The sequence below is a fragment of the Flavobacterium sp. UBA5153 genome, from assembly GCA_002413745.1.
In the GTDB taxonomy this organism is placed as follows: domain Bacteria; phylum Bacteroidota; class Bacteroidia; order Flavobacteriales; family Flavobacteriaceae; genus Flavobacterium.
The window spans coordinates 1-7297 of the sequence record DHXP01000071.1 but is presented as its reverse complement, the minus strand read 5'-3'; the positions used below and the strand labels follow the sequence as shown (position 1 = coordinate 7297).

Annotated in this window: 5 protein-coding genes; 1 reads left to right on the top strand and 4 read right to left on the bottom strand. The window is 34.3% G+C overall.

The window, feature by feature from the left end; all coding sequences use genetic code 11:
• Positions 1-184: 184 nt before the first annotated feature.
• The 4 genes from B2145_RS14505 to B2145_RS14490 all read right to left on the bottom strand — a co-directional run bounded on the left by B2145_RS14505 (position 185) and on the right by B2145_RS14490 (position 6735).
• Positions 185-2032: a CocE/NonD family hydrolase gene (locus tag B2145_RS14505; RefSeq protein ID WP_291103696.1), complete on the bottom strand. Its 1848-nt coding sequence runs from the start codon at positions 2030-2032 to the stop codon at positions 185-187.
• 66 nt (positions 2033-2098) lie between these two features.
• Positions 2099-4111: a protein-disulfide reductase DsbD family protein gene (locus B2145_RS14500; protein WP_291103693.1), complete on the bottom strand. Its 2013-nt coding sequence runs from the start codon at positions 4109-4111 to the stop codon at positions 2099-2101.
• A complete protein-coding gene (gene tilS, locus B2145_RS14495) occupies positions 4111-5421 on the bottom strand; it encodes a tRNA lysidine(34) synthetase TilS (protein ID WP_291103699.1) in 1311 nt (436 codons plus the stop codon). The genes B2145_RS14500 and tilS overlap by 1 nt, the downstream gene beginning before the upstream one ends.
• A gap of 27 nt (positions 5422-5448) precedes the next feature.
• Positions 5449-6735 (bottom strand): anthranilate synthase component I family protein, encoded by a 1287-nt coding sequence (locus B2145_RS14490; protein WP_291103690.1) that lies wholly within the window; start codon positions 6733-6735, stop codon positions 5449-5451.
• A gap of 94 nt (positions 6736-6829) precedes the next feature.
• Here B2145_RS14490 and B2145_RS14485 point away from each other — a divergent pair, with 94 nt between their 5' ends.
• On the top strand, positions 6830-7207 hold the full coding sequence (locus B2145_RS14485) for a DoxX family protein (RefSeq protein WP_291103687.1): 378 nt from the start codon (positions 6830-6832) through the stop codon (positions 7205-7207).
• Positions 7208-7297 lie beyond the last annotated feature (90 nt).

The following is a 7297-nucleotide window of genomic DNA, read 5'->3' as shown; positions in this document are numbered from 1 at the left end:
GCAAAATTTATGCTAGAAAACGATAACAATACCGGTAGTTATTTCAAATTAGTCCAATAAAAAGGGAACTAAATGAAATATACAGCGGCATTACACCAGAACGATTGGACTAAAACATATTAACCAATGGTATTAAAACTTAAAAAAACAATCCCAACCTTGAACCGGTTGGGATTGTTTGGCTTTATTTCAAAACCGTAAATTCGATTTCAGAATCATTATAAACATGATGGGTTTGTTTTTTGAAATCTTCGGGTTTAGCATAAAAAATATTATCAACAAAAGTCTGTGGATTTAAATCTATCAAAGGGAACCAAGTACTTTGAATCTGTATTTGGATTTTATGTCCTTTTTTGAAAGTATGGAAAACATCTTGCAATTTGATATTGACAGCCGTTTTCTCATTAGGGATAAATGGTTCCGGTTTTGAAAAACTGTTACGAAAACGCCCGCGCATTACCTCGCTCCTTACCATCATGTGATAATTGCTCATTTTTAAATAAGGCTGAACTTCTTTGGTTTCAGGTTCATCATTAGGAAAAACATCGACTACTTTTACAATCCAATCAGCATCAGTTCCCGTAGTTGAAACTTGCAGTTTGGCCATAATTTCTCCTGCCAAAGTAACATTGTCATTCAACACTTCAGTTTCAAAAACCAATACGTCAGGACGTCTTGCGGCAAAACGCTGGTCATCTGTCATGTATTTTCTTGGCGTAAGCCCCTGTTGCTTTATATCCTCTGAATACGGAACGGGTTTTTTGGGATCGCTAATAAATTCTTCAAATCCGGAATCAATCTTATTTTTTGACAAATTCTCGTTTCCCTGCAAATAAAAAACTTGACTTTCAACATTCTTTGGGGGCCAAGAATCATACGTTTTCCATTCTTTATTTCCGGTATCAAAAACATAAGCTTCGGGAAGCTTATTCTCCCCTTTTCCGTTTTCTTTCAAGAAATGACGAAAAAAATTAGCTTCTATATTTTTTTGAAAAAAGTTGGAAATGCTATCGCCAAAATTAATATTTCCTATCACTTGTTTTTCTGAATTTCTTGCCCAATCGCCATGACTCCATGGTCCCATAACGATAGTGTTATAGTTTTTGCTGCTTTTTTCGATAGCTGCATAAGTATTCAAAGGTCCGTACAAATCTTCGGCGTCAAACCATCCTCCAACAAACATTACCGCTGGTTTTATGTTCTTCATATACTGCAGAATACCACGATTTTGCCAAAATTCATCATAGCTGGAATGGTCTTTTAGCTGTTGCCAAAATTCATTGCTCTTGTCATAATATTTATCCAGATTTACCAATGGCCCAGCGTCTAAAAAGAATTGGTAATCATCATTCGTTCCTATATTGGGAAATTGAAACCAAGGCTCTGTAGTTGGCTTACTTTTTTGAGGGCCAAATAAAGGCGTCACTTTCCAATAACTCAGCAAATACGCACCATTGTGATGAAAATCATCAAAAAAGAAATCACTGATACACGCTTGTGGCGAAACCGCCTTCAAAGCAGGATGATTACTCAACAAAGAATAAGATGCGTAAAATCCTGGATAGGAAATCCCCCAAGTCCCTACATTTCCGTTAGTATTTGCTACATTTTTAACCAGCCAATCAATGGTGTCATACGTATCCGAAGCTTCATCAACTTCCTTTTTGCTTTTTTTGTTTGGGATAAAAGCACGCATATTATCATACAAACCATCGCTCATATACCGACCACGAACATCCTGATAAACCACAATATAACCTTCCTTCATCATAGTTTCACTTGGACCGATGCTTTTTTTAAATTGATTCTCTCCATAAGGCGCACAATTATAAGGCGTTCTTTGCATTATAATGGGATACTTTTTGGAGGTGTCTTTAGGCGAATAGATGGAGGTAAACAACTCTGCACCGTCACGCATTTTTATGCGAACTTCTTTTTTGGTGTAATTTTCAGAGACATAGTTTGTTTTCTTTTCTTGGGCAAACACAACTGCTCCGATAAAGAAAAATGTTAAAAAAAGTATTTTTTTCATAAAAATTTGGTTGAGATTAGTTTGTAAATTTAAGGAAATTCCAACCTTTTGAAGATTGGAATTTTTTTATTTTTTGAAATTGGAAATACCCGCTTTTAACCAACTTTCATATTCGTCAACTCCCACATAGCTTATTGTTGGTGTAACTTCATTAAGACTATTCCCGTTTAAATCTGTCAAAACATATAATGGTTGTGTATTGGTTTTGTACTTCGAAATCATAAAATCGGCCCATTTATCTCCCACTGTTTCAATTGTAGAACCTGTAGTTTTTGAAATAAATTGCTCGTTAACAGGCAAATCACGTTTGTCGTCCACATACAAGGAAATGAGCACTACCTCGTTACTTAGAATCGGCAATATCTTTTTGTCAGACCAAACGTTATTTTCCATTTTTCTACAATTTACGCAAGAAAATCCAGTAAAATCAAGCATAATGGGTTTGTTTACGGCGTTGGCATAGGCCAAACCTTTATCATAATCATCAAAAACCACTATTTGATGAGGCCCAAGTTTAGCTCCATCTGGTAAAACCGCAGTCGGAGTATTACTTCCAGAACTACCAAATCCAAGTGGACTTTCGCTATATTCCATTGGTGGCGGAAAAGCATTGATTAATTTTAATGGTGCTCCCCAAAGTCCAGGAATTAAATAAACCGTAAAAGTCAAAACCAATAATCCCAATAATAATCTTCCTACTGAAATATGTGTCATTGGACTGTCGTGTGGCAAAGTAATTTTTCCAAATAAATAAAGTGCCAAAGTTCCGAAAACAGCAATCCAAATTGCCAAGAAAACTTCTCTTTCGAGAAAATGCAATTGTAATACTAAATCCGCATTCGACAAAAACTTGAAAGCCAAAGCCAGTTCCAGAAATCCTAAAACTACTTTTACGGTGTTGAGCCATCCGCCTGATTTTGGCAAGGAATGCAACCAACCCGGAAACATGGCGAAAAGCATAAATGGCAAGGCTAAAGCCGATGAAAATCCCAACATTCCTATTATTGGAGCTATTCCTCCCTTGGAAGCCGCTTGAACTAAAAGTGTTCCTACGATTGGTCCTGTACAAGAAAACGAAACGATTGCCAATGCCAATGCCATAAATAATATTCCAATAATTCCCCCTCTATCCGCTTGGCTATCGACTTTATTTGCCCACGAATTAGGCAACATAATTTCGAAAGCCCCCAGAAATGAAGCCGCAAAAACAATCAATATGATAAAGAAAATAATATTAAACCAGACATTGGTAGACAAGGCATTCAATGCGTCGGCACCAAAAATCCATGTTACCAAAAGTCCTAAAACGACATATATTAAAATAATGGAAATTCCGTAAATTATTGCATTTCGTATTCCTTTTGCTTTGGTTTTACTTTGTTTGGTAAAAAAACTTACCGTCATTGGAATCATCGGGAAAACGCAAGGGGTAAGCAAAGCCGCAAATCCTGATAAAAAGGCAATGAAGAAAATTGACCATAACCCTTTTTGTGTTGCTGATTTGGAAGGAATAACTTCAGCTTTTAATAATGGAGCATTTATTTTCTTGTTAGCCTCTGGTTTTGAAATTACCGTTTTAGCAGCAATAGTATCGATTTTGGTGGCTTTTTCTTCAATCTTTGAAATTGGAATAGAAGGAATTGTAAATGTAAATTTCTTTTCTAAATTGATGCAGGCGTCTTTGCAAACCTGGTAATTTAAAGCGACTTCAATGTTTGAAATCTTTGGATTTGTCAAAGTAATTTCTTGTTGAATTTGAGCCTTTATTGCAAAAAAAGTTTCATTTACCCCGAAAACATCATTAAATTCAGTGATAGTTTTTCCTTCTTTGGCTTTGCCAACTAAATTGAAATTTCCTTTTTGATTTTTAAAAATAACCTCCATTGGCAATGGTCCTCCATCAGGAGTAAATTGCGAATACATATGCCAATCCTTATCTATTATTCCGTTGAAAATCAGTATATAATTAGTATCTGATTTCTTTTCTATTTTGGTGGTCCATTTTACAGGATCAAGAATTTGCGAATTTCCTTTGGCAAAAGCCAATAAAGTCAATAGTATAAAAAATATTTTCCTCATTATTCCAATTGTATTTTAAGTATGTTTTTTGTCGTGTTTTCTATTTTGAAACGCTCGTCTTGTCGAATGCCGACAATCCAGATAATTTGATTCCCGGAACATAAAAGCCACGTGTTTTCTTTTTCAATCAATGATAATTTTTCGTCTTTAAATAATTTACTGACTTTCTTTGATTTTCCTTCCATCCCGAAAGGTTGGAAATAATCTCCTTCTTTCCAATGGCGCAAAACTAAAGGAAACTGCAGTTTATCTTCATCAACAAATATAGCTGCATTTAAAACATTTGAAATGGCTTTTACCCTACTAAATGTAAGATTTAAGGGAACTTTAACTTCTTTTTGGTCTTTCTTGATAAAATATTCTTCCTTTTTATTTATTGGATTTATTGGAGTCAGGATTAGAAAATCCCTGTTCTTTAACAGTCGAAATTCTTTTGAAAAAATCTGTTTCCCCGATTGACTCTCGACTAAATCGTAAATATCTTCCCAAGCCGAAAATCCAAATTCGTTCAACCATTGATATAAATAGGATTTATAGTTGGGCAGTTTTTTCAATTGCTTTAAATCAAAATAAATATCCTCTTCTTTTTCCTTTGCCACTTGCTGATAAACCATAATCGATGCGTCTTCAACCATTGTTTGTGATTCTTGCAAATAGGCTTGTGTTTTTTGAAAAGAGGAAAGAAAATCGGGATTTAATTCCTTCAAAATAGGAACCAAATTATGTCTGATTTTATTTCTCAGGTATTTATCCGAAGCATTGCTGCTGTCTTCTCGCCAACCGATATTGTTTTGTTTGGCGTAATATTCGATTTCCTGTCGGGAAAAAATCAAAAGCGGACGAATAATTTTGTCATTCTGTACTGGAATTCCAGTCAAACCATCTAATCCAGTTCCTCGAATAATATTAATTATAAATGTTTCGAGATTATCATCAGCGTGATGTGCACTAAGAATATAGTCATAGTTTTTAGTTTCCAATAATTCATAAAACCAATTGTAGCGGAGTTCACGGGCGGCAACCTGTGTAGAAAGTTTATAATCTTTGGCGAAAGCTTCAGTGTCAAATTGGGTTACAAAAATGGGAATGTTATTGACCTCAGCATAATCTTGGACAAAATTTTGATCTCCAAAACTTTCCACACCGCGTAGTTGAAAATTACAATGGGCAATCGCAATTTCAAAAGAGAGATTTTTAAATAAATCTACCATTACCATACTATCCAAACCACCACTTGTTGCCAAAAGAAGTTTTTTTCCATTTAAAAAATGAAAATTTTGATCGATATGGCTTTGGAATTTTTGTAGCATTTTCAAATTTAGTAAATTCATTTGAATTTAACTCAAAACTTCACGCATCGCTTTTGCTTTGAGTAAACATTCTTCGTATTCGTTTTCCGGTATGGACTGTGAAGTTATCGCGCTTCCCACAGAAAATGAGACATATCGATTTTCTTGATTATATAAAACACTTCTGATCACAACATTAAAATCAAAGTCTCCATTTGGCGTGAAATAACCAACTGCTCCACTATATAAACCTCTTTTTGTTTCTTCCAGTTCCTCGATGATTTTCATTGCCGAAATCTTTGGGGTTCCAGTCATGCTTCCCATTGGAAAAGTAGTTTTAATCACATCAATAACCGAATATTGACTGTCTAATTTTGAAGTAACTGTAGAAATCATTTGGTGCACTTGTTCGAAAGAGTAAATACCACATAATTCTTCCACTTTTACAGATCCTTTTTGGGCCGTTCGTGACAAATCATTACGGACTAAATCGGCAATCATAATATTTTCGGCACGTTCTTTTAAATCTAAAACCAATTTGCTTTTTGATATTTCGTCGTCGATTGGGTCAATAAATCGTTTGGCTGTTCCTTTTATGGGCTGGGAAATGATTTGTTCTCCCACTTTTTTTAAATAGCGTTCCGGCGAAGCTGAAAGCAGAAACTGCTTGTTGTTTTTAAGAAAAACAGCAAGTGGTGATTTTGAAATTTCATTTAATTTCTGAAACTTTTCGAGTGGATTGATTGTTGCATTTTCGACAAAAAACTCCATACAAAAATTGGCTTCGTAAATATCACCATGATGAATATGTTCAAGGATTTTTGATACTTTTTCAAGATAATTTTCTTTCGGGATTCGTTGTTTAATTTCCATTTTTGGGTTCTGAACACTGGGCACGGAGACCTGAGCAATTATTTCCTCAAAATCTTCTTCAACCTCATCATCACACATATTGAGATATTGAATTTCGAGTTCATTCCCTTTCAATAAGAATATTTTTTTGGGCTGAAAAAAAAACAAATCCGGAAAATTCAATCCATCAAAATTATTGGAATGTAAAACTTCAATATCATTTTTTAGATCATACGATAAATAGCCAAAAAGCCAGTCTTTGGTAATTTGCTGATATTGTTTTAAATCCTCGAAAGCATTGTGATAATCCGTTTTTAAAGATACAAATGCATCTATGGCCAGAATACAATCATAACTGGAATAGTGTTGTGGATAATCGTTGCTATCCATAAAAACGACTTCTCGAAATTGCTGTGCCCAGATCAAAAGTTGCCGCTTGAATTGGGTTGGATTTTCGATATTTTTTACAATTGATGTTCTCAAAGAAATTAAATTAATTAAAAGTTCAAAATTACAATAAATTTTATTTATAATTTTTTACATTTATACTATAATTAACCCTCTAATACTGTAAATTATGAAAACCACAACTATCATTATCCGAATTTTAATTGGACTTTTACTTCTTTTTGTTTCCATTGGTTACTTTTTAAAACTAATGCCGGAACCTACCGCCAATGGAAACTTCAAGGCCTTTGATGTAGGGTTGGTTTCCGCTGTTTATTTAATGCCTTTGGCAAAATTTGTTGAACTGCTTTGTGGATTGTCATTTATTTCTGATCGCTATGTAACCTTGACCAGTATCCTAATTTTACCTATCATACTCAACATCGTATTTCTAGACTATTTCTTGACTCCACAAGCTATGCCTATTTCTATATTCTTGTTTTCAGGAAACTTCTTTCTAATTTACAAACATTGGGACAATTATAAAAGTTTGTTTTCCCTTAAATAATTTGAACTGATAACAACAACAAAACCCGCTCGAAAGAACGGGTTTTGTTGTTTTGTTATATTAAATTTTCTAATTAGGGTCTGCTGAAAA

Excerpts from the sequence above, each read along its gene's own strand:
- B2145_RS14505 (WP_291103696.1), bottom strand. The coding sequence starts at position 2,032 with ATGAAAAAAATACTTTTTTTAACATTTTTCTTTATCGGAGCAGTTGTG.
- B2145_RS14500 (WP_291103693.1), bottom strand. The coding sequence starts at position 4,111 with ATGAGGAAAATATTTTTTATACTATTGACTTTATTGGCTTTTGCCAAA.
- tilS (WP_291103699.1), bottom strand. The coding sequence starts at position 5,421 with ATGCTACAAAAATTCCAAAGCCATATCGATCAAAATTTTCATTTTTTA.
- B2145_RS14485 (WP_291103687.1), top strand. The coding sequence starts at position 6,830 with ATGAAAACCACAACTATCATTATCCGAATTTTAATTGGACTTTTACTT.